Genomic DNA, 1,733 nt, shown 5'->3' with positions numbered 1-1,733 from the left:
AGGCTCAGCGCCATGAGGCGTCCTTTTCCAGAAGCAACGCCGATCCTCCAGACTGCCGGCCGCTGGCTGTCGACCCCTTGGCGTGCCCTCGGGAAACTACGCGAATTTCCGGAATTTCCAGGAATTTATCAGCCCGTGCGAATTTCAGTACGATCGAGAAGTGCACGATTCGTCACTCTTTGTGCAACTTTGTGACGACACATAACCACTTGCGATCACACGGCTTTTGGCTATCACGACGGTTCGAGCGTGCGAATCGACGTCCAATGCGGTCCAAACGTGCACCATCTGCCGCCGTCGATTCATCCGTGCCCGGCGCGGATCTTCTCATAGTTCATGAATTATCATGCGCGGTCTCGCGCGGGCGCCGACCCCCGTCATTCAAAGCCGTGCGCGGTGAATTTCAGCGAGTGGCAATTTTCGGTCACGAGACGTTGTACATCGTCGGGTACGCCGTCGGGGGCATCGGCCTCGATCTCGAGCATCAGCTTCAGATTAGTGCGCGGCAGGGTCGTGAGGTGCTGGAGCACCTCCTCGGCGATCCGGCCAACGTCGCGCCCGGCGCGGTTCGGATCGATCGTCACACTGGCGTAAAAGCGCCTGGGCAGGCTCGGTCCGGGCTCGTCTGCGTTCGATCCACCTCTGATCTGCTCGTCGATTGAAGGTGGAGGCGGGCTGACGCCTCGTTCCCTTTCGATCTGAGCGAGCGAGATCTCGGGCTTCACGATCAGGCCGGAAAGGTCGATCACGGTCCCGCCGCCGCCGGTGGCGACCAATCCGACGTAGCGAGCTTCTTCGAAGCCATCGGCATAGGCGAAGTGGTCGCACACCAGCTGGTTGATCGCTGACCGGACGGCATCGATCAACAGCTGCCGATCGCGCAGTCGAGGCAGATACAGGTAGGTCGCGAAGTCGGTCTGCAGCTGCTTGATCTCGACGTGGTCCTGAGCGCGCCAGAGACCGAACTGGTCGAGCGCCTTGCGCAGCCGTCCGGGTCCAAGCTGGCTCAGCAAAGCCTCGTCGCTCTCGAAGCGTTTGCCGGCCCGCCTGGCGATCGCGTCCCGACCGCTCAGGCGGTTGATTGTCCACTCGATCCCGGGGCGCTGCGGATCGGGCTGATGCGGTGCCAGGGCCCAGACCCAGGTCTCGCCGATGCGAGCGTCGACCGTCTTGTCCCACTCAGCTGCTTTGGTCTCCGACTGTCGGCGCTGGAACTCATCGAGATTGAGCGTCTTTTGGTCCCGAACGATCGAGCGCCAGGCCATGAGCAGCCGCATCGCCTGCTCGAGCTCGCCCAGCCGGCGGGTGTCGGGGGCGAGAAACAGCAGCGTGTTGCGATAGATGCGCGGCTGCTGCCCGCGCTTGGTGAGGATCTCATCGGCCGCGGCTTTGGCCTTGCTGTCGCCGTTGCTGTCATGCGGATAGTCGGGGCCGAGCACGACGAGCCGCGCTTCCATCTCGTCGGGCACCTCGCCGCTGTTCTCAGGGACCACGTGCATGGCGGCGAACGGCCCGCGCTCGCGGTCCGCCCGCAGCCGCTTGATCAGCTCGGCCCAGACATCATCGGCCTGGAGCGCCGCCGCACGGTCGTCCGCGGTGCGCGTGACGCTCGGCTGGGTCTAAAACCAGTAGCGGCCGCCGTCGACGTAGAGGTAGGTCGCCCGATCGGCGAGCCGGCGCAGCGCATCGCCGAAGGACCCGGGCGTCTCGCCAGGCTGCGCGCAGCCGAGCCG

General features: G+C 64.5%; 1 protein-coding gene. It reads right to left on the bottom strand.

Annotation, left to right across the window (positions count from 1 at the left end; all coding sequences use genetic code 11):
• Positions 1-377: 377 nt before the first annotated feature.
• Positions 378-1,469: a hypothetical protein gene (locus ACRDU5_RS08495; RefSeq protein ID WP_526614041.1), complete on the bottom strand. Its 1,092-nt coding sequence runs from the start codon at positions 1,467-1,469 to the stop codon at positions 378-380.
• Between the last annotated feature and the right edge of the window lie 264 nt (positions 1,470-1,733).

Origin of the sequence: Mycobacterium sp., assembly GCF_050701515.1 — a bacterium.
Classification (GTDB): Bacteria; Actinomycetota; Actinomycetes; order Mycobacteriales; family Mycobacteriaceae; genus Mycobacterium.
Note: the sequence above shows the minus strand (reverse complement) of the source record. Positions and strands in the feature narration are given on the sequence as shown.